This window comes from Thalassospira sp. MCCC 1A01148 (genome assembly GCF_001613795.1).
Classification (GTDB): domain Bacteria; phylum Pseudomonadota; class Alphaproteobacteria; order Rhodospirillales; family Thalassospiraceae; genus Thalassospira.
Genome location: NZ_LPVZ01000020.1, coordinates 768,497 through 791,567 on the forward strand (window position 1 = coordinate 768,497; position 23,071 = coordinate 791,567).

Sequence of the window (23,071 nt, forward strand, 5' to 3'; positions counted from 1 at the left end):
GTCGCCGCCGGGCGCGGTAGAAGTCTGCGGGCAGAAACAGGGAAGAAACAGGAATGGCTGGTTTTTTACAGATTGGTATGTTGATTGCGATGGCAGCTGTCGCAGGTGTTCTGGTCATGGGCATTGTTTCCATGGCGCGCGGCAAGGATGCACGCAAGCAAAACAAACTGATGCAAATGCGCGTCCTGTTGCAGGGTCTGGCCCTGTTGCTGCTTTTCATCCTGTCGCTGATGGCGGTTGGTTCCTAAGCCAGGCATACGCCTTGACCACACAAACCAAGATTACGGACGGCACATGGTTCAACTGACTCGTATCTATACAAAATCCGGTGACAAGGGCAAAACCGCCCTTGGCAATGGCACCCGCGTTCCAAAAAATTCCGTGCGCGTGGACGCCTATGGCACCGTGGATGAAACCAATGCCGTGATCGGTGTTGCCCGCCTGCATGCACAAGGCGAAGTCGATGAGATGCTCGCGCGAATCCAGAATGACCTTTTCGATCTGGGCGCGGATCTTTGCACGCCGGGGGATGGCAGCGATGATAATCCCGAACAACCCGCCCTGCGCATTACTGCCAAGCAAACCGAACGTCTTGAAACCGAAATTGATCAGATCAACGCTTCGCTTGATCCGCTGAAATCATTTGTTTTGCCCGGTGGCAGTGCGCTTGCAGCGCAGCTTCATGTGGCGCGCACTGTCTCGCGCCGGGCGGAGCGCCTGATTGTCGAGCTTGCCGGGGTTGAAACCATCAACCCGGAGGCCGTGCGATATGTCAACAGACTGTCAGACCACATGTTTGTCCTTGCCCGTCACGCCAATAACGACGGCAAGGAGGATGTTCTCTGGCAGCCCGGACTGACCCGATAATCTGGCCCGATAACAGGATTATCGGACAAAATCCTTGTTCCCTTGCGGATTTTTGCCGTATCAAGACCGCGAAGGGCATCAAGATTTTCGTGAAGAAGTTGTCGTTAACGTCAACACCTTTACGTAAATTGACAACCTGCGTAGCACTACTTATTGTGCGTCGCGGGGAAAACATTACCATGCGGGTCCGCTTGCCTTCTGCTTTGGTAGGGAGCAAAGCCCGCAGTTTCGACAACAAAAACGAACAGGTCTGTCATGAAGGTTCTTGTCGCCGTTAAGCGCGTTGTGGATTACAACGTCAAGATCCGTGTCAAACAGGACCAGTCTGGCGTTGAATTGAACAACGTTAAGATGTCCATGAACCCGTTTGACGAAATCGCCGTTGAAGAGGCCATCCGCCTCAAGGAAGCCGGTACTGCCACCGAAGTGGTTGCTGTATCGCTCGGCGTTAAACAGTGCCAGGAGACCCTGCGCACCGCCCTTGCCATGGGTGCCGATCGCGGCATTCTGGTCGAAACCGAGGACGAACTCCAGCCGCTGGCTGTTGCAAAGCTCCTGAAAGAAGTCGTTGCCAAGGAAAGCCCGGATCTTGTGATCCTTGGCAAACAGGCAATTGACGATGATGCCAACCAGACGGGTCAGATGCTGGCCGCGCTACTGGATTGGCCGCAGGGCACCTTCGCGTCCAAGGTTGCCGTTGCTGACGGCAAACTTGATGTCACGCGTGAAATCGACGGTGGCCTTGAAACCATCAAGATTGATCTTCCGGCAATTGTGACCACCGACCTGCGTCTCAACGAGCCGCGTTACGCGTCGCTGCCGAACATCATGAAAGCCAAGAAAAAGCCGCTCGATACCATGAGCCCGGCCGATCTTGGTGTTGATACCGCGCCGCGCCTGAAAACCCTGAAAGTTGCCGAACCGGAAGCACGTCAGGCAGGTGTCAAAGTTGCCGATGTCGCAGAGCTTGTCGACAAGCTCCGCAACGAAGCAAAAGTAATCTAAGCGGGGATCAATCAAATGAGCATTCTTGTAATTGCCGAACACGACAACACCGAACTGAAGGGTGGCACGCTTAACACCGTTGCTGCTGCTCAGAAAATCGGTGGCGACATCACCGTTCTGGTCGCGGGCGAAGGCTGCAAGGCCGTTGCCGACGCGGCGGCCAAGATCGAAGGTGTCTCCAAGGTTCTCCTCGCGGACAACGCCGCTTACGGCCATTTCCTGGCTGAAAACATGGCAGGTCTGGTGGTCGAACTGGCTGATGATTACAGCCACGTTCTTGCGTCGGCTTCATCCACGGGCAAGAACTTCATGCCCCGCGTTGCAGCAAAGAAAGATGTCGCACAGATTTCCGACATCACCGATGTTGTTGATGCGGACACCTTTGTCCGTCCGATTTATGCCGGTAACGCCATGGCGACCGTTCAGTCGTCAGATGCGCTTAAGCTGATTACTGTCCGTACAACCGGCTTTGATGCGGTTGCTGGCGAAGGCGGTTCTGCTGCTGTCGAAGACGTCTCTGTCGCAGCTGACGCTGGCAAGTCGAGCTTCGTTGGTCAGGAACTGACCGAGTCGGAACGTCCGGAACTTACCGCTGCTGGCATCGTCATCTCTGGCGGTCGCGGTATGGGTTCGGGTGAAAACTTCCACCTGATCGAACCGATTGCCGACAAACTCGGCGCTGCCATCGGCGCTTCTCGCGCTGCGGTTGATGCGGGTTATGCCCCGAATGACTGGCAGGTTGGCCAGACCGGCAAAGTTGTTGCACCGCAGCTATACATTGCTGTAGGCATTTCGGGTGCTATCCAGCACCTTGCCGGCATGAAGGACAGTAAGGTCATCGTGGCAATCAACAAGGACGAAGAAGCACCGATCTTCTCGGTTGCGGATTACGGACTTGTCGGTGACCTGTTCGAGGCCCTTCCCGCTCTGGCGAGTGAACTCGACAAATAATCTGATCCCCGTTAGGGTCAAAGCGACGCATACTGTTGTTTTGACCCTTGGGGACGAGTGGGGAACAAATGGCTTCGTTGGAAGATATTAAAACCATTGGCGTAATCGGCGCCGGTCAGATGGGCAATGGTATTGCACATGTGATCGCACTGGCTGGTTACGACGTCCGAATTCTCGACATCTCGCAAGAAGCCTTGGACAAGGCCATCGGCGTGATGGAAAAGAACATGGACCGACAGGTCAAGAAAGAGATCATTACCGCAGCGCAAAAAGACGCTGCGCTGAAACTGATCTCAACCGGAACGGAATATTCCTTCCTGTCTGACTGTGATCTGGTTATCGAAGCGGCCACCGAAAACGAAGAGATCAAGAAACAGATCTTCAAGGCCCTGTGCCCGGTGCTTGGCCCGGAAGCGATCATCGCGACCAACACGTCATCGATTTCGGTCACCCGTCTGGCGTCCTATACCGACCGCCCGGCGAAGTTCATGGGCATGCACTTCATGAACCCGGTACCGTTGATGAAACTGGTGGAACTGATCCGCGGCATTGCCACAGACGAAACCACCTATCGCACCATTCATGAACTGACCAAAAAGCTTGGCAAAGACACGGCAAGTGCCGAAGACTTCCCGGCCTTTATCGTCAACCGCATCCTGCTTCCGATGATCAACGAGGCGATCTACACCCTTTACGAAGGTGTGGGAAACGTCGAGTCCATCGATACCGCAATGCGTCTGGGGGCGAACCATCCGATGGGCCCGCTGCAGCTGGCCGACTTTATTGGTCTCGATACCTGCCTGTCGATCATGCATGTCCTGCATGATGGTCTGGCCGATACCAAGTATCGCCCGTGCCCGCTTCTGGTCAAATATGTCGAAGCCGGATGGCTTGGCCGCAAGGCTGGTCGTGGCTTCTATGACTATAGCGGCGACGAACCGACCCCGACCCGCTAAGCGGTTGCATGCCAAGACAGGCATCAAGACATCAAAGCCGCTGCCTCGCAGCGGCTTTTTTTGTTGCAATCCCTTTCTTAACCATCTGGAATGGTGCCTGGTTTAACCCGCGCAATCAGGATGTCGGGAACAATCAAAACGGTTTCTGGAGGCCGTCCGAACATGTATCTCGGGATTGATGTCGGTACGTCGGCAGTCAAGGCACTGCTGATTGATGAAAACTCGGTAACCCTTGCCGAGGCCGATGTCCCCTTGTCGGTGTCAAGCCCCCACCCGTTCTGGAGCGAGCAAAACCCCGCCGACTGGTGGGACGCCACCCTGAAGGCCGTCGACGCACTGCACCGACAAACCCCGGCAGCAATCCAGGCCACGCGCGCCATCGGTCTTTCCGGCCAGATGCATGGCGCGACCTTGCTGGGGGCCGATGACAAACCGCTTCGCCCCGCCATCCTGTGGAATGACGGGCGCGCGACCCGGGAATGCGCCGAACTCGACGCTGCCCTGCCCGACCTTGGGCAACGGGCGGGGGTGGCAACCATGTCGGGCATGACCGCGCCCAAACTGCTCTGGCTGCAAAAACACGAACCCGATCTGTTTGCCAAAATCAAAACCATCCTGCTGCCCAAGGATTATATCCGCTTTTGCCTGTCGGGCGACAAGGTCACCGAAATGTCGGATGCCGCAGGTACGCTGTGGCTTGATGAACAAAGCCGAAGCTGGAACCAAAGCGCCATCGAGGCTTGTGGATTGACCCCTGATCAATTACCAGAACTGGTTGAAGGGTCCGATATCACCGGCACGCTTCGCGCCGAACTGGCAGACCGCTGGGGAATGGCCGGAAACGTCATCATTGCCGGGGGTGGTGGCGACGCCGCAACAGGCGGAATCGGTGTCGGGGCGGTTTCGCACGGCGACGGGTTCATTTCGCTGGGCACCTCGTCACAGATTTTCATCGCCTCGGACAAATACCGTCCCAAGCCCGAAGAACTCCTGCACAGTTTTGCCCACGCCATCCCGAACCACTGGTTTCAGATGGCCGTGCTGCTTAACGGGGCAAGTTGCCTGAAATGGGCCGCCGACCTTTTGGGCGAAAGCGACATTGCCGCCTTGCTCAACCGGGTCGAGGCACAACACAAAGCACCATCAGACGTCGTGTTTCTGCCTTATCTGAACGGTGAACGCACCCCGCATAACAACCCTCATGCCCGTGGCGTGTTTTTCGGACTGGGCAGTGATACAGGCCGCGAAACCATGGTCCAGGCCGTGCTTGAGGGGGTCGGCTTTGCCCTGAGTGATGCACAATCAAGATTGCATCAGGCGGGCGCACATTGTGACCTGCCCGGCGTGATTGGCGGCGGCGCACGCAGCCGCTACTGGATACAACTGATCGCCGACATCCTGGGCAAGCCACTTGCTCGTTATGAAGGGGCGGCCAAAGGCCCGGCATTTGGGGCAGCACGTCTGGCACGGCTTGCACTGACCAATGAACCGGTCGGGGATGTCTGCGTCAAACCGGCAATCGAGGAGGTCATCGAACCCGATCTTGCCCGCAATGCGTCCTATCAGCCGCGCTTTGCGAAGTTTCAGCGCATTTATGCCGCCTTGTCGGCGGAATTCACCCCCGAATAAACCGTCTTGAACAGGTATTTTGAGCAAGCCTGATACGTTGGCCCAAGGCGGATGGCATTGAAAATTTCGGGATATCGGTGAATTTTGGCAACCGCGCCCTTTAAACCTCTGAATTGGTGCCAACATTAATTTAGTGGAATTAACTTATACGCACGGACAGATATGACAATTGCAGTTGTCGGAAGCTCGAACTTTGATTTCGCCGCCAAGGTGGCGAAGCTTCCCACGCAGGGACAAACTGTTGTCTCCCATAACTACAGAACGGGTCCAGGTGGCAAGGGATGCAATCAGGCGTTCGCTGTCGCACGTCTGGGTGTGCCACCGATTTTCATTTCAAAGATCGGTGATGACCTTCTCGGGCGTCAACTGCTTGAAACGCTGACCCTTGAAGGGCTTGATACCACCAATATGGTGGTCGCAAACGAAGCCCAGACCGGTATTGCGCTTATTTCGATTGATGACGCCGGCGAAAACATGATCACGGTTGTCGGTGGTGCCAACATGACCATGTCCCGGTCTGACCTTCATGAAAGACAGGCATGCTTGCGCGACTGTGACTACCTGCTGTTGCAACTTGAATGTCCCGTGGTCGCGGTTGACTGCGCAATCAAATACGCCCGTGAAGGACAGGCAAAGATCATTCTTGATCCGGCACCTGTTGCTGATTTGGTGGTGATGCGCGATTTGCTGGCCCTGACCCATATCGTCACCCCCAATCAAAGCGAATGCAGCGCCTTAACCGGCATCGCCCCCATTGATGAGCACTCCGCCCGTGCCGCCAGCGACAAACTGCATGAAATGGGCCCGGAAACCGTGGTGCTCAAAATGGGTGGTGCCGGTGCGTTTTATTCATCAAACGGACAAACCGGTATGGTCCCGGGCTTTAACGTCAACACGATTGATACTGTCGGTGCCGGGGATTGCTTTAATGGCGGTCTGGCTGTCGCCCTGCATGGCGGTCAGTCACTTCATGACGCTGTCGGCTTTGCCTGCGCGACCGGCGCCCTTGCCACGACAAGCGAAGGTGCTGCAGACGCCGCCCCCCTTCTGGAAGACGTTTTAAACCTGATCGAAAGCCGCGCGGCCTGAGGCCGGGGGATTAATCCTCAGGACGTCTGGTCAATCAATTGATCGAAATACGTGATGACCTCTGGCGCGTCCCAGCGCGCAATTCCTTCAAGCTTACCGCGCAAATCACCATTGGCGTCATAGACAAAACTGGTCGGCAGGCCCCGTGCGCCCATCTGGCGGGCAATCGCACCACGCGGATCGAGAACAACATCAAGGTTCTCGATTCCATTCTTTTCAAAGAATTCTTTGACCGCATCGGCACCGCCACGGTCCTGACTAAGGGCCAGAACGCGGAACGGCTTGTCTGCCATTTCGACCGCCAAACGATCCAGATCGGGCATTTCCTTGACGCACGGAACACACCAGGTCGCCCAAAGATTGACCAAAACAACCTGTCCTTTCAGGCTGTTAAAGGCGATCTCAGTGCCATTTTCATCGACAAACGCCAGATCTTCGGGCAAAGAACCCCCATCCGATGGCATGACCATCTTTGAAAGTTCTTGCGGTAATTGCGTATCAGCAAAGGCAGGGGTTGCATAAATGCCCGAGATGGCGACAATCACGCCAAGTTTTACGTAACGAAGCAATGCTTTCACAGCACCCACCTTTCCAAGACTGCGGATCACGATGACCGACCAAAACGCCACTGACCAGAATAACGCAAACTCCCTTTGGGGCGGCCGCTTTGAAGCAGGCCCTTCAGCCATTATGGAAGAAATCAACGCTTCCATCGGCTTTGACAAGCGCCTTTACGCCCAAGACATTCAGGGCTCCAAGGCCCACTGCGCCATGCTGGTCAAGCAGAACATCATTCCCGCTGAAGATGGCGAAAAGATAACCAATGGTCTAGACCAGATTCTTCAAGAAATCGAGAGTGGCGAATTCAAATTCTCAGCCGCCCTTGAAGACATCCACATGAACGTTGAAAGCCGCCTGCGCGAACTGATCGGCCCGGCCGCAGGACGCCTGCATACTGCACGTTCGCGCAATGATCAGGTCGCGACCGATTTCAAACTGTGGGTCCGTGATGTTGCGCTTGGCGATCTGGAAGCCGGTCTGAAGGGCCTTCAGGAAGCCCTGATCACGCAGGCTGAAACCCATGCTGAAACCATCATGCCGGGCTTCACCCACCTGCAGGCGGCCCAGCCGGTCACGTTCGGTCACCATCTTCTGGCCTATGTCGAAATGTTTGGCCGTGATCGCGGGCGCGTTGCCGATTGCCGCGCACGTGTGAACGAAAACCCGCTGGGGTCTGCGGCCCTTGCTGGCACCCCCTACCCGATTGACCGTCACATGACGGCAAGTGCGCTGGGCTTTGATCGCCCGACGGCGAACTCGCTTGATGCGGTATCGGATCGCGACTTTGCGCTTGAATACCTCAATGCTGCATCGATTGCGGCCATGCACCTGTCGCGTCTGGCCGAAGAAATGGTCATCTGGTGCTCTGCCCAGTTCCGCTTTATCGGCATGTCTGACAAGTTTTCGACCGGCTCTTCGATCATGCCTCAAAAACGCAACCCGGATGCGGCCGAACTGATCCGCTCCAAGATCGGGCGTATTGTTGGCTGCTATAACGGTTTGATGCTGTCGATGAAGGGCCTGCCGCTGGCCTATTCCAAGGACATGCAGGAAGACAAGGAACCGGTTTTCCAGGCCCATGATCATCTTGGCCTGTGCGTTGCGGCCATGACCGGCATGATCGCCGATATGAAAGTCTTTGCCGACAATATGCGTGCAGCAGCCGGTGCGGGTTACACCACCGCCACCGACCTTGCCGACTGGCTGGTCGCCGAACTGGGCATGCCGTTCCGCGATGCCCACCACGTTGTTGGCGCGACAGTTAAACTGGCCGAAACCAAGGGCTGCGATCTTGATCAGCTGTCGCTTGAAGACCTTCAGGGGATTGAACCCAAGATCACCAATGCGGTTTATGATGTGCTCACAGTCGAGGCATCGGTTGCCGCCCGCCAAAGCTTTGGCGGCACCGCCCCGGTCCGTGTGAAGGAATCCGTTGCGGCCGCAAAGGAAAGGTTTTTGAAATGAACAACAGCCTGTTGAAACGCGGCACCGTGGTCACACTGGCCATCATGCTGGGACTGTCGGTTGCGGCGTGTGGCAAAAAAGGCCCGCTCGAACCGCCGACCGATAAAGGTTATGAATATCCAAGGGATTACCCGGCCCAATGAACCATTTTGAATATATCAACGGCGAACTGTACGCCGAAGGCGTCTCGATCCGGGAAATGGCTGACAAGGTCGGAACCCCGTTCTTTTGCTATTCGACCGCGACCCTGGAACGCCATTACAAAGTCTATGCCGACGCATTTGACGGCCTTGATGCCACCGTGTGCTTTGCCGTTAAGGCAAACTCCAACCAGGCAGTCCTGAAAACACTTGCCAATCTTGGTGCGGGTGCAGACGTGGTTTCGGTTGGTGAAATGCGCCGTGCACTTCGTGCGGGCATGAAGCCGGCCAAGATCATCTTTTCCGGGGTTGGCAAGGCCGATGCCGAAATGCGCGAAGCCCTTGAGGCCGACATTGCCCAGATCAATGTCGAAAGCATCCCAGAACTGAACGAGCTTAACCGTGTTGCCATCGATATGGGCAAAAAGGCGCGCATTGCGCTGCGCGTCAACCCGCATGTCGATGCCAAGACCCATGAAAAGATCGCAACCGGCAAGGCCGAGAACAAGTTCGGCATCGACTGGACCCGCGCGATCGAGGTTTACCGCGACGCGGCCGCCATGGACGGTATCGAAGTCACCGGTATCGCCATGCATATCGGCTCCCAGTTGACCGATCTGGCCCCGTTCCGCGAGGCATTTACGCGTCTGGCCGGGCTGGTCGAACAGCTCCGTTCCGAAGGCATTGATATTCGCAACCTTGATCTCGGTGGCGGGCTTGGCATTGCCTATCAGGGTGAAACACCGCCGCTTCCCGATGCCTATGGTCAGATGGTGCGTGAAACCGTCGGCCATCTTGGTTGCCACATCACCCTTGAGCCGGGCCGCCTGATTGCCGGGAATGCCGGGATCATGGTTTCGCGCGTCATGTATATCAAAGAGGGCGAAGCCAAGCGCTTTGTCATTCTTGATGCGGCGATGAATGACCTGATCCGCCCGACACTTTACAGCGCCTATCACGAAATCATCCCGGTCGATGAACAGGGTGACGACGACAAACAGGTGAAAGTCGATGTGGTCGGCCCGGTTTGTGAAACCGGTGACACCTTTGGCAAGGACCGCGACCTTCCCGATGACCTCAAGGCCGGTGATCTGGTCGCTGTGATGTCGGCTGGTGCCTATGGTGCGGTCATGTCTTCGACCTACAACACCCGGGCGCTGACGCCGGAAGTTCTGGTCAAGGGCAACAACTTTGCCATCGTGCGTCCACGTCAGGAAATCGATGATCTGATCAATATGGATCAGGTGCCCTCTTGGCTCAGCAACGCCTGAGGCGCGGTTACTTTCTGATCTGTATTTGCTTTCGGAGCGGTTGGCCATGTGCCAGCCGCTCTTTTATTTTGCGCCAATCGGGCGAACTGCTTGACCCTTACGGCCAAAAACCCAAACTCTAAAGAAGCGGGTTGTGCTGGAATCCCGGATACAACGCGCATTATTTCGGCAAGCAGGAACCACCAGACGCATGTCGTTGATACCACCCTATCCCGAGATGGAACGCCATGTGCGCAAAACGCACGTGGTGATTGTGTGGGAATCTGTCTGGCCCTGCCTGATCCCGGCTCTTTCCATCGGCCTTTTGGTCGTTGGTCTGACACTGACCGGAACGTTTGAACTTCTCCCCGCGACCGGGCACATCATCTTGCTGTCCATCCTGTCGGTCGCCGTCATGATTGCCGTGGTCGCCCCATGGCGCAATTTCAAAATGCCCACGCGCCGGGACGTCCTGCACCGGATAGAGATCGACAACCGGCTTGATAACAACCCGCTGCAAAGCCTTGAAGATCACATCCCCGAAACCGACGACCCGCTGACCAGCTATCTTTGGCAGCGTCAACTGGGTCTGCATGAAGCCGCTCTGTCGAATCTGCGGCTGTCGCGCCCCTTGCCCGCGATCACGCGGGTGGATCGCTTTGGCCTGACCGCAATTCCAGTTCTGCTGTTGTTTGTCGGCCTGATGACCGGGGCGGATCATGTGACGGAACGCTTTTCCAAGGCCTTCAGCCCGCTTCAACGTCTGGGGGCTGCGGATTTCACCGCCACCCTTTGGGTCACCCCACCGGCCTATACCGGACAAATCCCGCGCATTTTGCAGTTCAGCTCGCTATCAGAGCAAAATGACAGCAATAGCGCATCAGAAGCCAACGGCAACATCATGTCGGTTCAAGTTCCGGTGGGCGCCACGCTTGATGGCAGTATTTCAAGTATTTGGGAACCGACCCTGACCACGCCGGGCGGTGAAAAATCCTTCACCGAAAGCAGCGAGAACAGCTATGTCCTTTCCACCGCCATTGACCAGCCGGGCCTTTGGCGGATTTCGGTCTGGGGCAATGACCGTCTGACACTCGATATCGAACTTCTGGCAGACAAGGTACCAAGCCTTTCCTTCATCAGTCCGCCCAGTGTCACCCGTCGCGATCATGTTCGCCTTGATTATGTCGCCAGTGATGATTACGGGCTGGCCAGTCTGGACCTTGTGATCATGCCCGCTGCTGAACAGGACATGATCGAACAGTATGGCCCGATTGAGCAGGTCGTCATCGACCTCAAGGGTGATGCTGGTGGCACAAGCAGCACAGGCAGCACCGGTGGAAGTGGAGCCAACAGCGCCGGTGCCATGCCGACCCGCATTGACGGCCCGCGCTTTGTTGATCTGGTGGCCCACCCGTGGGCGGGCTTGCCGGTCAATATCCAGATGGTATCGCGTGACAATGCCGATCAACCGGGTGAAAGCGATATCCGCTCGCTGATACTGCCTGAACGGGAATTTACCCACCCGGTCGCGCAAAAGCTGATTGCCATTCGCCGCGGCTTGCTGCGCTATCCTGATCGTGCGCTTGAAATGCATCAGGCCATGCTGCCTGTCCTTTTCGCCCCGCAGGCCTTTAACGGTCATCTGGGCGTGTTCCTGAGCCTGTCTGTCGCCGAGAACCGCCTGTCGGCCAACCTGCATGATCGCGACACCCACCAGGATGTCGCTGGCCTTCTTTGGCATATCGCAGAGGAGATCGGACGCGGATCCTATGGCATTGCCGAGCGTAATTTGATGGAGGCCGAGGAGCGCCTGCTTGAGGCACTTGCCAATCCCGATGTCACCGAACGTGAAATTGCCCAACTGATTGACGAATACCGGCAGGCGCTGAACGAATATCTCGCCGCCCTGATGCGCGAAAGCCCTGAGGCGACCGAAGAACAACCCGCTGCCAGTGCCACACTCGAACAGCAGGACCTGTCGCGCATCATTGACCAGATTGATGCCCTGATGCGCGCCGGGGCCCGTGATCAGGCCCGCCAGTTGATTGATCGCCTGCGCGAACTGGTCGAAAACATGCAGGTCACCAGCGGCGAAGGCGGCATGGACATCACATCAACACTGCGCGAGATGCTTGACGGCATGCGTGATCTGTCCCGCCGGCAGCAAGACCTGATGAATGATGGTGACAATGCCTCCGCGCAAAACGGCAATGGCCCGCGTGCGAGCCAGCAACAGGGGCTTGCCGATGATGCTGGTGAAATCCTTAATAGTCCGGGACTGGGCCAGTTCGGCGATGTCAGTGGTATGAATTCGGTGATTGATGCCATGCGTGGGGCCGCCGATGCGCTTGGACATGATCGTTCGCACGAAGCCCTGCAATATCAGCGACAAGCCATGGACGCGCTTCAACAGGGCATCGGCGAAATCAGCCGCGCGCTCGAAGGTCTAAGCCAGATGGCCCCCATGCTCGAAGAGCTTGACGGATCGGGGCGGCGTGACCCGCTGGGCCGTCCGGTGGGGGGCAGCAACGGTCCAACCATCATCCCGGACGTAAACACCCTTGAACGCGCCTGGCGTATCTTGCAGGAACTCCGTCGCCGCTCCGGCGATCCCGACCGCCCGCAGATCGAACAGGAATATATCGACCGCCTGCTCAAACGGTTCTGATAGGCCTTCCCAACTCCAAACAAAAAAGGCAGCACATGATGTGCTGCCTTCTTGTTATTCGGTCTGCTTCCGGGGTGCTTAAGGCTCAATCGCCTCACGCGGATCCAGGAAAGTCACCTGCAAGCGGGTCGCCGTCGGGTTCGGACGGCGGATCTTGGTTTCGACTTCCATGCTTTCGCCAACCGGCAGCATCTGTTGCTGCATCGGCATTTCAGCACCGGTCGACACAAGCGACTCATCATAGATCAGCGGAACCTTTTTGCGCTGAACCACACGATCAAGCGGGTCAAGCAGCTCGATCAGAAGGTATGGCAAGGCACGCGGTTCTTCGCTTATATTGACGATCTCGGCCCGGACCACCAGCACATCGACCCCGTCTTCTTCTTCACGGGTCGGCGGCAGTTCGCGAATATCAAGGCCTTCGCCCACATGCGGCACATCAAGGCCGACCATGTCATAAACCTTGGCAATTGGCGGCCACATTTCGATGACCTGATCCTTGGCGAAATATCCGCCCGCACCAATGCCAGCCAGCAACAGCAGGAAGATGATCCAGCCGATGATGCCCTTTTTCTTTTTGGGTTCCGGCTTGGGATTATTGCGAATCAGCTGTTGGGGAATCGGGGGCGGATCAGGGATCTTGTCGGCTTCTTCAAAGCCCGGATCAACCGGTCCGTTGCCCATCTGATCTGCGTTGAAATCAGCCCCCAGCGATCCCTCTTCGTTGAACGGGGCCGGGATATCACTTTCCGGTGCTGGCGCTGGTGCAGCCTTCTTTGCCCCGGGCGGGTCCTGATGCCAGCTATTGCCGCAGCTTTTACAGCGCACGGTTCGGCCTTTCGGGCCGATGGCTTCTGTTTTGACTGAGTATTTCTTGGAACACTCTGGGCAAGTAATGATCATTGCAAACCTGGCATATCGATGACGGCGGCATCTAACACGGGGGAAGGCGTGAAGGTGTTTGCGACTGACGGTCCCCCTGTGCCGTCAGTGAAGACTTACACTATATGTAAATAGCCGCGATTTAACAGACTGTTAAGCACAGATAACAGAAGCTGCCCGGATTTGGGTCTCAAACCATGGTATAGCACTGCTTTTCATGGTACCCGAAAATAGATGACAAACTGCTCTAACAGGTTAATTCATTTTCGATATTGTCATGACAGCGCTAGTTTCCAACCCTGTCAGATAATGACGAAAACCGTTATAAGCTGCTAGGGTCAGGACACAGGGCTTTCGCCCGCACCGACCGTCATTCGGCCATATGGAGCAAGAGTTTTGACCGACGTTGTCAGTTTCAGGAATGTCGGAGTCCGCTATGAATCCGGGCCGGAAATCCTGCGCGATCTAAATTTTTCTTTGGGCCGCGGCAGTTTTCATTTCCTGACGGGGGCTTCGGGTGCGGGTAAATCCACGCTGATGCGGCTTTTATATTTGGCCCTGCGCCAAACGCGTGGCGAAATTTCGATCTTTGGGCGCGACAATATCCGCATCCAGCGCGAGGAACTGCCCGCGATTCGCCGCAAGATCGGTGTCGTGTTTCAGGATTTCCGCCTGATCAATCACCTGACAACCTTTGAAAATGTCGCCCTGCCGCTGCGCGTGGCGGGTGTCGAAGACCTTCAGATTCGCAAAAACGTCACCGAACTTCTCGAATGGGTCGGCCTTGGCGATCACATCAATGCACAGCCGTCACGCCTGTCTGGTGGCCAGCAACAGCGCGTTGCCATTGCGCGCGCCGTCATTGGTCGCCCTGCCCTGCTTCTGGCCGATGAGCCGACCGGGAACGTCGATGACCGAATCGCCATGCGATTGCTTTATCTGTTTGAGGAACTCAACAAACTGGGCACCACCGTTCTGATCGCCACCCATAACCGCAATCTTGTGCGGCGGTTTGGCCATACACAATGGCTGCTCGAAGGTGGTACCTTGCATGATGTCTCCAACAGCGGCTGAAACCCGACGACACTTTAACCGTCAAGACTCGTAACCACGGGATCAACAGGACCAACACACGATCATGGCATTTCGCGCACCACCATCGCACCTTCCCCTAGAAAGCGACTCTTCGGCGCGCTTTTTGCCAAGCATCGTTGCCCTGATGGTGGCCCTTTTGACATTCTCCATCGTCGGACTTGCCGCCCTGCATGACAGTGTCGGTCAATGGTCGGGTCAGATCGAAGGCAGCCTGTCGATCCAGGTTCCCCCGACCGAGCTTGCCAATCGCACCCCTGCCGAGCGTGAGGCCGCCCTGCAAGGCACCGTGGACAGCATCATCGAACAGGTTTCCACCCTGCCCGGTATCGCCCGGATCGAGGAACTTAGCCCCGACACCATGGCCGCCCTGCTTGAACCCTGGCTTGGCCCGGACGAGGTCATAAGCGAGCTTCCCATTCCACGCATCATCGAAATTACGCCTGAAACCGGGTTCAATTTCGATGCGCTTGAAAGCCGTTTAGGGGTAATCGCCCCCGAGGCCGTGCTTGATGATCATCGCATCTGGATCGAACGCATTGCCGATGTCGCCTTTTCAGTTGAACTGGCACTGGCACTTTTGATTGTTGTGCTGTTTGGCGCAACCATGCTGTCGGTTGTGTTTGCTACCAGATCAGGGCTTTCGATCCATCACCGCATCATTGAATTGCTGCATCTGATCGGGGCGCAGGATGGCTATATCGCAAGTCAGTTCGGCAGACATAATCGACGCCTTGCCTTCTTTGGCGCGTTGATCGGTCTTTTGATTGCGCTGCCCGTTTCCGCCCTGATTGGCTGGCTTGGCCTGCGTGCGGGCTGGCCGGTACCGTCCCTGGTTCTCAGCCCGACCTTTATCGGTCTAATTGTCGCCATTCCGTTTATTGTGGCAATGGTCGCGGGCATTACGGCAACCCGAACCGTGCTCCGTGTTCTACACAGGATGTTGTAACCCGCTGGCGGTCTTCGTATAGTCCGTTTGTCACCACTTCCCTTTTGGGATCATGGCCTTGGCCCTCTTTGGCCCTCTGAGGAGATCCGAATTCATGCCAGATCGCCGCTATTCAGGCACGCATCTATGAACAAACCCCCGCTTAGTGTGCAGCACCGCCGCCGCTTTCGGCGGTTTCGCTTTTTGCTCTCGGCTCTCATTTTTTGCGGGCTGATCTGGGCAGCCGGCTTTGTCTGGTATGTTGATTACATTCCCAAAAGCGTCGATAGCCCCACCCAAAAAACCGATGCGATTGTCGTTCTGACGGGCGGTAGCGAACGCCTGTCCGAAGGTCGACGTCTTTTGGTCCGTGGCCTTGCCGATAAACTGTTCATATCGGGCGTCTATCGCGGCGTAGAGGTTGATGAATTGCTGTCAGTCGGCAAATCCGATCCGCGTCTGATTTCATGCTGTGTTGTGCTGGGTCATGTGGCGGAAAACACCCGTGGCAATGCAATTGAAACCGCGGTCTGGATGTATGAGGAAGACTATCAAAGTCTGCGCATCGTCACGGCCAACTACCACATGCCAAGATCGCTTCTGGAATTCAAAAGCCTGATGCCCGATGTCGAAATCGTCGCCCATCCGGTCTTTCCCGATAACGTCAAAATCGAAAATTGGTGGCGCTTCCCGGGCAGTACTGCACTGATCGCCAGCGAATATAACAAGTATGTTTTTGCCAGCCTGCGCAACACGCTGCTGAACTGGTTGCCAAACGGCGACCGAAGGGCCCTGCGTAGTCCGGGTGGGACGTCCGGTGACGCGCCCGACCTTGATGACTATTCTGCCTCAAACGGGGTGCGCAAGGGTGGGTGAACAATCGGCATTTTCTGATCGTCATATTGCTGTTACAAAACAGCAGATTTTTAGGATCAGGACCCTAAGCCCATGAAGGAATTTGTCTGAATGATAGCCCTGCGCGCGTTGCTCTTTAACGTGTTGTTTTTCGGTGGAACGGCGCTTTTGTGCATCGTTCTTTTGCCGCTGATGCTGTTTGGACGCAAGGCCAACCAGTTTGTCGGGCATGCATGGTGTCGACTGATTCAGTTCATGCTGCGCTATTCGGTGGGCATGCGCAAACGCTTCACCGGTTTGGAAAATCTGCCGGACGGCCCCTGCATCATTGTCGCCAAACACCAGTCTGCCTGGGAAACCCTGACCTTCCATACGGTGGTCCCCGATCCGGCCTATATCCTGAAAAAGGAACTCACCCGCATTCCATTGGTCGGGCAGTTTCTGATCCTTTCGGGACAGATTGCCGTGGATCGGTCGGCGGGCAGTCAGGCCCTCAAAGACATGATCAAGGGGGCTTCCAAGGCGCTTGAGGAAAACCGTCAGGTGATCATTTTCCCCGAAGGCACGCGTACCCCGCCGGGCTCCAACCGCCCGTATCATCCGGGTATCTTCGCGCTTTACAAAGCCTTCCCCGATACCAAGGTCATACCCGTTGCGCTGAATTCCGGCATGTTCTGGGGCCGCGACAGCTTCATGAAATATGGCGGTCGGGTCACCATGGAATTCTTGCCTGCCATGGAACCGGGCCTTGATCGCAAGACCTTCATGAAGGAAATCAAGCACCGCATCGATACCCGCACGCGCGAGCTTGAGGCAGAGGCTCAAACGGAATTCCAGCTGCCTACCCTGACCACCGATGATATTGATGCGAAACAGGAACAAGAAGACGCGGAAATCAGCGTCACGACCAAAGCCCCAAGCGGCGACAAGGTTTCCTGAACCGCAGCCCCCCCGGTAAGACAACAAAAAGGCCCGCGATACCATGTGGTAAGCGGGCCTTTTTTAAGTTTGGCGGCTCTAAGGCTTTGTGACGCGAACGCGCTCGGTCTTTTTACGCGTCACAAGCCAGATGCCCGACACGATCAAAACGATGCCTGCCAGATGGTAAAGATGCAGCGCCTCGCCCAGAAACGCGATGGCAAGACCGCTTGAGCAAACCGGGATCAGATACATGAACACCCCGGCCTTGGCCGGGCCGACCATCGAAACACCCTTGTTCCAGAACATGTACCCCAAAAACGCCGGACCTGCCCCGATATAGAAGATCTTGAGCATATCGGGCCAAACCGGATCAAGTGTGGTGAAGAACGGCTTTCCATTCACAACCAGCGCCCAGATATAAAGCGGGGTCAGGAAGCACAAACCGATCACGGCCGACACAAATACAAGGCTCAGCGGGTGCACCCCCTTGGGCGCACGTTTCAAAAACATCGAATAGGCCGCCCAGACCATGGCCGACATCATCGCCAGCACATCGCCCAGAACAAAATCCATTCTGGCAAAGACCGATGGGTCACCCTTGGCAATGATGGTCGCGGTGCCCGCCCCGGCGATCAGAACGCCCAGCCACTGACCAAGCCGCGGCTTGTCTGCCGTCAGAAGGGCTGCGAACAACAGAACCCAGATCGGTGTCGTCGCATTCAAAAGGCCGGTATTGACCGCCGTGGTGTTATAGGCCGCCAGATAGATCACCACGGAAAACAGGAACACGCCGGTAAAGCCGATCAAAAACATCGACAGCTTATGCTGGGACATGATCGCGAGGTCGCGGCGCAGATATTTGGCGCAGAACGGCAGCAACAAACACATCGCCACGATCCAGCGCCAGAAGGAAAGCGCTTCAAACGGCACGGTCTCATTGATGCCGCGCGCCACCACGTGGTTTGACCCCCACATCAGCGAACAAGCCACCAGCATCATGTAGGCCACCGTCAGGGGCGTTTGTGATCCGCTCTGTCCTGCTGCGACGGTCGTTGCATTGGACTGACTCATTAAATACCGGCCCCCATATTGATCTCGCCATATTCGCGGCGCACCAGATCCATCAGATCATGCAGCGGCGGATCAACGATGCCCATTTCATCAAGATGGCTCACCGTGTTTTCAAGATATTCGAGGTTCGGCCCGACATTGCCGTGTGCCGCAACAATGATTTCAACTGCCGTACGCACCGGAAGGTTGCCGGCATATTGTTCGTGGGTCGGATCGGCAACATAGGTGTGCGCAATCACTTTGCGCCCGTCTGCAAGCTCGACCTCGACATCGGCCGGGATATAGGTGTTGGTCACGAGTTCACGCTCATCAAGATAAGCTTTCACCTTTGACCAGCTTTCAGGCGAAATACGAAACGCATTGCCAACACATTCCCCGCCCTTGTTCAGGCCAAGAACCAGACCGGGATTTTCCGGCGTGCCGCGATAATGGTGGGAATAGATACAAAATGACCGGTGGTAGCCGGGCAGCAGCGCGCGTGCGCACTCGACAAACTCAAAGCCCGGCCGCCACAGCAGCGACCCATATCCAAACACCCATTTTTCGCGCGCGTTGGTCACGCATTCCTCCAGTAACTTGTTTTCCGGTTTCGTAAAGTTACGCGAAACTACCGCTTCATGATCACCAATGCCACCCCAAGGGCGGCAATGGCAAAACCGGCAAAGCCAAGCACGCCAAGTTGCTCGTCAAACAGGAGCCACGCAAAGAACGCAGCCGTTGGCGGCACAAGATAAAACATGCTGGCCACCCGGGTCGCTTCGCCCTGCTTGATCAGAACCATCAACAGCATGATCGCCCCGATGGACAAAACCAGCACCAGCCACGCCATCGCCAGGATGAAGTCCATGCTCCATTCGACCGTCAACGGCTCCTTGAACAGCGCGACGATCCCGACAAACACACTGGCAGCAACATATTGAACGACTGTGCCGCTCATCAGTTCCATGCCGGTGCAAAAACGTTTCTGGTAAAGGGTGCCTGCGGTCATGCCAAACAGGGCGAAAACCGCAAGTCCGATGCCAAGCGGGGTAATGCCGACACCATCGCCAATCTTGGGCAGCAAAACCAACGCAACCCCGATCAGGCCAAGGATCAATCCGCCCCATTGGCGCATCGAAACCCGTTCGCCTAAAATGGACCCGACGACCGATGCGGTCACAACCGGTTGCAGCCCAACGATCAATGCGGCAAGCCCCGCCGGCAATCCGGTATCAATCGCCCAGAACACGCCCCCCAGATAGACCCCGTGCACCAACACACCGGTGGTGCCGATATGGGCCGCCTCACGCCAGGTTTTTGGCCATTTCGCGCCCATCAAAAAGATGACCGGGACCATCAGGACCAGAACGATGACAAATCGGACAAACAGGAAAACGAACGGATCGGCATAGGGCAGACCGAATTTGGCCCCGACAAAGCCCGTGCTCCAAAGGAACACAAAGACAAACGGCATGAACCGAGTCAGTGCGGCATGGTTGGTGGCAGACATTTCAATCCCCTTGGACCGGACGGTGCAACATGTGGGGTTGTTGTCCGTCGGTTTATCCCGGAAAATCGGGCATCACGGTATTACTCGGCAGGCTTTTTCTTGGCTTTTTCATCGCTTTGGCGGTCTTCACCCTCGGCGGAGAAATTGGTGAAATCCTGTCCGGCATCGACAATGCCGCGGCGAATTTCGCGGGTGCGCGTAAACAGATCAAACAGCTTGTCACCCTCGCCCCAGCGAATGGCACGCTGAAGCGCCATCAGGTCTTCCTGAAAACGTCCCAGCACGTCCAGAACCGCTTCGCGGTTATTCAGGAACACATCGCGCCACATCGTCGGATCAGACGCCGCAATACGGGTGAAATCGCGGAAACCTGTCGCAGAAAACTTGATCACTTCCTGACGCAGCGCATCTTCAAGATCGGTTGCGGTGCCGACAATCGTGTAGGCAATCAGGTGCGGCAAATGTGATGTAATGCCAAGGATGCGGTCATGATGATCTGCATCCATGCATTCGACATGCATTCCGCAAGCTTCCCAAAGGCCGCGAACCTTTGCGACTGCTTCTTCATTCTCGCCCGGGATCGGGGTCAGAATGCACCAGCGCTCTTCGAACAGTTCAGGAAAACCGGAATCCGGCCCCGAATGTTCCGTACCGGCCAGCGGGTGACCCGGAACGAAATGAACGCCTTCATCCAGATGCGGAGCAATATCGCGGATCACCGATTGCTTGACCGACCCGACGTCGGAAACAATCGCACCCTTTTTAAGCGCCCCTGTCAGTTGCGCACCAATGCTTTCATTGGCACCAACCGGCGCACAAACCATGACCAGATCCGCATCGCCAACCGCCTGTTTGATATCGCAATAGGCGGCGTCGGCAATACCAAGTTCAAGCACCCGGTCACGGGTCGCCTCAGAGCGAACCGCGCAAGTGATTTTGTTGGCAAGGCCGTCACGCTTGATGCGACGTGCCATGGACGAGCCGATCAGGCCCATGCCGATAAAGGCGACTGTTTCAAACAGCGGTTGGGATGCAGTATTGGTCATTTTATGCGTTCACAAAGTCTTTGATGGTCTGCAGGCAGATTTCCATTTCTTCCTTCGTACCAATAGAGATACGAAGCATCTGCGGCAGGCCATAGGCACCGATTTTGCGCGGAATCACGCCACGCGCCATCATGAAATCATTGGCGGCATCTGCGTTCTTGCCGTCTTCTGCCGGGAACTCGACCAGAACGAAGTTGCCATAGCTCGGATGTGCCTTAAGGCCCGAAATCGCGTTCACCTCGTCGCGGAACCACGAAAGCGTTTCGGCATTGTGGCGTACGCATTCATTGACGAAATCATCATCATCAAGGGCTGCAGCCCCGGCTTCCTGAGTTGGCAGCGGCACGTTGAACGGATTGCGCAAACGGTGCAGGACATCAGCAATCGCCGGCGGCGCATAGCACCAGCCCAGACGAATGCCACCAAGACCATAGATCTTGGAAAATGTCCGGGTCATCACCGTGTTGTTGCCTGCTTTTACAAGCTCTTCACCGGCGGAATAATCTTCCTGACCGGTCATGAATTCGGCATAGGCCGCATCGACCACCAGAACGATGTCATCGCGCAGACCATCACGCAGGCGCTTCATTTCCGCGTCCGAAATATAAGTGCCCGTCGGGTTGTTCGGGTTGGCGACAAACACGATTTTGGTCTTGTCGGTGACCGCAGCCAACAGGGCATCAACATCGGTGGTCATGTTGGTTTCCTTGGCGGTCACAGGGGTTGCACCAACCCCCATGGTCGCGATCGGATACATCAGGAAACCATGTTCCGAATACAGAACTTCATCCCCCGGACCGGCATAGGCACGGATCAAAAGCGTCAGGATTTCATCAGACCCGTTGCCGCAAATAAGCTGATCAAATTCCAGACCGTATTTCTCAGCCAGCTTGTGACGCAGAACGTCGCAACCACCATCCGGATAACGATGCAAACGGGTTGCCGTGTTCCGCAGGGCTTCCATGGCCTTGGGGCTCGGGCCAAGTGCGCCTTCGTTCGAAGACAATTTGATCACGCGCTGAGCACTGTCAGCACTGGATTTGCCGCCTTTATACGGCGCAATATCAAGAATTCCGGGGCGTGGGGTGGGCGCAGACATCAGGTAGTTCTCCCAAGGGAAACGGTGGCCAGTCATGACCACCAAGCGTATTTAACTCAGTGCGTCTTCAGCAATCGGCACGGCATAGGCACCCACGACGCGTAAACTTTCGGGGCGAAGGCCCTGTGCATCCAGTGTCGCCTGAAACGCATTGGCGCGATTACAAAAGAATCCCGGCACATCAACAAGCACAAAACGCCGATCCGATGCCGTTTCGTCAGAAAAGCCAAGGATTACCGATCCGTCGATAGCATCCGCAATTTTTTTGCGCACCGTATCCATCGAAATCTCTTTCGACAGGCTGACAACAAACAGAGTCCGGTCGTCTCCACTGTCTTCAAGCTCAATCGCGGCCAGAACGAACCCTTCGGTCTGCTCACCCCGTCCGACAGGACGACCACCAAACGGCAATTTGGATACGACACGGACCGCACTTTGTTCAGTCAGGTTGGTCCACCATGGCATGGCTTCGCCCAGTTCGGGCTTGGGAAACACCCCGACAGCCGCACGGCCTTCTTCAAGCGCGCCAAATGCTTCACGCGGGGTATCAAACTCGATAATCTCGTTCAGGCAGCCAAAATTCAGCCGTGCCAGTTCCCAGCAATCCACCCCGTCGGCATTGCGGCAAAGCGCAACCGTATAGGGCGCTTCAAGGCGCGTACCGGCGGCGATCATTTCGCGCCAGATCTGGATCAGGGCGGTTTTCGGAAAGGCCCCTTCATGGCGTTCAACCAATGTGCGCATGATGCGGGCTTCGCGTGCCGGGCGATACGGGACCTTTACCTTGCCACCAGCGGCGATCATCCGGTCCTTATAGGCACCGACAGCCTGCACAACCTTTGTCCGGCGGATGATCAGCGACTGCAGCGCCTGATCGATCTCGTCGATCTCTCCGCGCAGGTCATCCAGGTCAAGATTTGCCAAATTTTTATCGTCAGACGCCATAATCTACTCTTCTTTTGAACGGCGCACAGTATTAGGACAGGGCCGCAGAAATGCAAAGAAAAGATTGACTAACACCGGCTCTGCTTCATAGCTAGAGCAAGGGAATTTTCACCAAACCCGGCACCCGCTGCGCAGTCCGCAGCCCGATTGTGCAAAAAAACGT

Annotated in this window: 23 protein-coding genes; 15 read left to right on the forward strand and 8 right to left on the reverse strand. The window is 56.2% G+C overall.

From position 1 onward, the window contains the following. Positions 1-53: 53 nt before the first annotated feature. The 7 genes from AUQ43_RS13085 to AUQ43_RS13115 all read left to right on the forward strand — a co-directional run bounded on the left by AUQ43_RS13085 (position 54) and on the right by AUQ43_RS13115 (position 6,497). A complete protein-coding gene (locus AUQ43_RS13085; RefSeq protein ID WP_062956688.1) occupies positions 54-248 on the forward strand; it encodes a twin transmembrane helix small protein in 195 nt (64 codons plus the stop codon). 46 nt (positions 249-294) lie between these two features. After that, positions 295-867: a cob(I)yrinic acid a,c-diamide adenosyltransferase gene (locus AUQ43_RS13090; RefSeq protein ID WP_062956689.1), complete on the forward strand. Its 573-nt coding sequence runs from the start codon at positions 295-297 to the stop codon at positions 865-867. 255 nt (positions 868-1,122) lie between these two features. Then, on the forward strand, positions 1,123-1,872 hold the full coding sequence (locus AUQ43_RS13095; RefSeq protein WP_062956690.1) for an electron transfer flavoprotein subunit beta/FixA family protein: 750 nt from the start codon (positions 1,123-1,125) through the stop codon (positions 1,870-1,872). A 15-nt stretch (positions 1,873-1,887) separates the two neighbouring features. Continuing rightward, the gene (locus AUQ43_RS13100) at positions 1,888-2,823 is read left to right on the forward strand and encodes an electron transfer flavoprotein subunit alpha/FixB family protein (RefSeq protein WP_062956691.1); all 936 of its coding nucleotides are present in this window, start codon (positions 1,888-1,890) and stop codon (positions 2,821-2,823) included. A gap of 68 nt (positions 2,824-2,891) precedes the next feature. After that, the gene (locus tag AUQ43_RS13105) at positions 2,892-3,779 is read left to right on the forward strand and encodes a 3-hydroxybutyryl-CoA dehydrogenase (protein ID WP_062956692.1); all 888 of its coding nucleotides are present in this window, start codon (positions 2,892-2,894) and stop codon (positions 3,777-3,779) included. Positions 3,780-3,941: 162 nt separating this feature from the next. After that, positions 3,942-5,408, forward strand: a complete 1,467-nt coding sequence (gene xylB, locus AUQ43_RS13110) for a xylulokinase (protein WP_062957297.1) — start codon at positions 3,942-3,944, stop codon at positions 5,406-5,408. Positions 5,409-5,570: 162 nt separating this feature from the next. Continuing rightward, the gene (locus AUQ43_RS13115) at positions 5,571-6,497 is read left to right on the forward strand and encodes a ribokinase (RefSeq protein ID WP_062956693.1); all 927 of its coding nucleotides are present in this window, start codon (positions 5,571-5,573) and stop codon (positions 6,495-6,497) included. Positions 6,498-6,514: 17 nt separating this feature from the next. Here the strand turns inward: AUQ43_RS13115 and AUQ43_RS13120 are convergent, their stop codons facing one another. Continuing rightward, on the reverse strand, positions 6,515-7,075 hold the full coding sequence (locus AUQ43_RS13120; protein ID WP_062957298.1) for a TlpA disulfide reductase family protein: 561 nt from the start codon (positions 7,073-7,075) through the stop codon (positions 6,515-6,517). 31 nt (positions 7,076-7,106) lie between these two features. On the opposite strand from AUQ43_RS13120, the gene argH reads away from it, so the two are divergent. The 4 genes from argH (at position 7,107) to AUQ43_RS13135 (ending at position 12,580) form a co-directional block, all read left to right on the forward strand. Further along, positions 7,107-8,522, forward strand: coding sequence for an argininosuccinate lyase (argH, locus tag AUQ43_RS13125; RefSeq protein WP_062956694.1), 1,416 nt, complete (start codon positions 7,107-7,109; stop codon positions 8,520-8,522). After that, entirely contained in the window at positions 8,519-8,665 is a 147-nt protein-coding gene (locus tag AUQ43_RS20455) for a lipoprotein (protein WP_181838522.1), read from the forward strand. The genes argH and AUQ43_RS20455 overlap by 4 nt, the downstream gene beginning before the upstream one ends. After that, positions 8,662-9,933 carry a diaminopimelate decarboxylase gene (gene lysA / locus AUQ43_RS13130; RefSeq protein WP_062956695.1) on the forward strand — a complete coding sequence of 424 codons (1,272 nt, stop codon included), beginning with the start codon at positions 8,662-8,664 and terminating at the stop codon, positions 9,931-9,933. The genes AUQ43_RS20455 and lysA overlap by 4 nt, the downstream gene beginning before the upstream one ends. 190 nt (positions 9,934-10,123) lie before the next feature. Then, on the forward strand, positions 10,124-12,580 hold the full coding sequence (locus tag AUQ43_RS13135; RefSeq protein ID WP_062956696.1) for a DUF4175 domain-containing protein: 2,457 nt from the start codon (positions 10,124-10,126) through the stop codon (positions 12,578-12,580). Between the two features lie 78 nt (positions 12,581-12,658). Here the strand turns inward: AUQ43_RS13135 and AUQ43_RS13140 are convergent, their stop codons facing one another. Next, entirely contained in the window at positions 12,659-13,483 is an 825-nt protein-coding gene (locus tag AUQ43_RS13140) for a DUF3426 domain-containing protein (protein WP_084272100.1), read from the reverse strand. 375 nt (positions 13,484-13,858) lie between these two features. Here AUQ43_RS13140 and ftsE point away from each other — a divergent pair, with 375 nt between their 5' ends. The 4 genes from ftsE to AUQ43_RS13160 all read left to right on the forward strand — a co-directional run bounded on the left by ftsE (position 13,859) and on the right by AUQ43_RS13160 (position 17,276). After that, positions 13,859-14,536 (forward strand): cell division ATP-binding protein FtsE, encoded by a 678-nt coding sequence (gene ftsE / locus AUQ43_RS13145; protein WP_062956697.1) that lies wholly within the window; start codon positions 13,859-13,861, stop codon positions 14,534-14,536. 64 nt (positions 14,537-14,600) lie between these two features. Next, the gene (locus AUQ43_RS13150; protein WP_062956698.1) at positions 14,601-15,503 is read left to right on the forward strand and encodes an ABC transporter permease; all 903 of its coding nucleotides are present in this window, start codon (positions 14,601-14,603) and stop codon (positions 15,501-15,503) included. 126 nt (positions 15,504-15,629) lie between these two features. After that, the gene (locus AUQ43_RS13155) at positions 15,630-16,358 is read left to right on the forward strand and encodes a YdcF family protein (protein ID WP_062956699.1); all 729 of its coding nucleotides are present in this window, start codon (positions 15,630-15,632) and stop codon (positions 16,356-16,358) included. Between the two features lie 90 nt (positions 16,359-16,448). After that, complete coding sequence (locus tag AUQ43_RS13160; protein WP_062956700.1) at positions 16,449-17,276, forward strand: 1-acyl-sn-glycerol-3-phosphate acyltransferase; 828 nt, start codon at positions 16,449-16,451, stop codon at positions 17,274-17,276. Between the two features lie 78 nt (positions 17,277-17,354). Here AUQ43_RS13160 and AUQ43_RS13165 read toward each other — a convergent pair whose 3' ends face one another. From AUQ43_RS13165 to AUQ43_RS13190, 6 genes are all read right to left on the reverse strand, one after another. After that, the gene (locus AUQ43_RS13165; RefSeq protein WP_062956701.1) at positions 17,355-18,329 is read right to left on the reverse strand and encodes a DMT family transporter; all 975 of its coding nucleotides are present in this window, start codon (positions 18,327-18,329) and stop codon (positions 17,355-17,357) included. Beyond that, positions 18,329-18,889, reverse strand: a complete 561-nt coding sequence (locus AUQ43_RS13170) for a gamma-glutamylcyclotransferase (RefSeq protein WP_062956702.1) — start codon at positions 18,887-18,889, stop codon at positions 18,329-18,331. The genes AUQ43_RS13165 and AUQ43_RS13170 overlap by 1 nt, the downstream gene beginning before the upstream one ends. Before the next feature lie 47 nt (positions 18,890-18,936). Then, complete coding sequence (locus AUQ43_RS13175) at positions 18,937-19,818, reverse strand: DMT family transporter (protein ID WP_062956703.1); 882 nt, start codon at positions 19,816-19,818, stop codon at positions 18,937-18,939. A gap of 80 nt (positions 19,819-19,898) precedes the next feature. Further along, positions 19,899-20,864, reverse strand: a complete 966-nt coding sequence (locus AUQ43_RS13180) for a prephenate/arogenate dehydrogenase family protein (RefSeq protein WP_062956704.1) — start codon at positions 20,862-20,864, stop codon at positions 19,899-19,901. A 1-nt stretch (position 20,865) separates the two neighbouring features. Then, positions 20,866-21,963, reverse strand: a complete 1,098-nt coding sequence (gene hisC, locus AUQ43_RS13185; protein WP_062956705.1) for a histidinol-phosphate transaminase — start codon at positions 21,961-21,963, stop codon at positions 20,866-20,868. A 51-nt stretch (positions 21,964-22,014) separates the two neighbouring features. Then, the gene (locus AUQ43_RS13190; protein ID WP_232310672.1) at positions 22,015-22,887 is read right to left on the reverse strand and encodes a chorismate mutase; all 873 of its coding nucleotides are present in this window, start codon (positions 22,885-22,887) and stop codon (positions 22,015-22,017) included. Positions 22,888-23,071 lie beyond the last annotated feature (184 nt).